1 protein-coding gene is annotated in these 772 nt (G+C 68.7%); it reads left to right on the top strand.

The window, feature by feature from the left end:
• Positions 1-772: phage tail protein (locus tag IE126_RS25590; protein ID WP_229825951.1), on the top strand; the 772-nt coding region annotated here is incomplete at both ends.

The raw sequence follows: 772 nt of genomic DNA on the forward strand, positions 1-772 counted from the left end.
GCAGGTCGGCGCCCCGGCGCTGCCGGTCTACAGCTTTACCGATGACGATATCATCGTCTCGAAGCCGCAGGATTACGACCCGTTTCCGGGGCTGGAGGAGACCTATAACGCGGTCACCGCGCAATATCCCGACCCCGAAAGCCTGTGGGAAAGCAAGGAGGCGCCGCCGCGCACCAATGCCGCCTGGGAGGCCGCCGATGCCTTCGGCCGCCGCACCGCCGATCTGACGCTGCCCGCCGTGCCTTACAAGCGACAGGTGCAGCGCCTGATGCGGGCATGGATCGAGGACGAGCGCCGCTTCCGCCGCCACAGCCTGACGCTGCCGCCCGATGCCTCGGCGCTGGAACTCCTCGACACCGCCGACTGGTCGAGCGCCCGCAACGGCTATGTCAGCAAGGACTTCTCGATCAGCGAGGTGGTCGAGGATCTGCGCACCGGCCTGAAGAAGGTCTCGATCCGCGAGCGTGATCCGGCGGATTACGACTGGAGCGCGGAATTTGAACTGCCCGACACGCCCGCCACGCCGGGCACCACGATCCCGGTCCAGCCGGTGTCAGGATTTGCCGTCAGCGCCATCGTCCTGAAGGATGCCGGAGGCGCCGGTCGGCGCGTGGCGCTGCAGCTCGGCTGGGACAGCGATCTGGATGCGCGGGGCCTGCGCTGGCGCATCCGGCTCGCGGGCACCACCGCCATCATCCTGCGCGGCGATACGCAGGATCTGGCCGAGGGCGGCACGGTGATCAGCGCGGGCCTCTTGCCCGCCACCGCCTAT

This window comes from Gemmobacter nanjingensis, assembly GCF_014652195.1.
GTDB classification, from domain to species: domain Bacteria; phylum Pseudomonadota; class Alphaproteobacteria; order Rhodobacterales; family Rhodobacteraceae; genus Gemmobacter; species Gemmobacter caeni.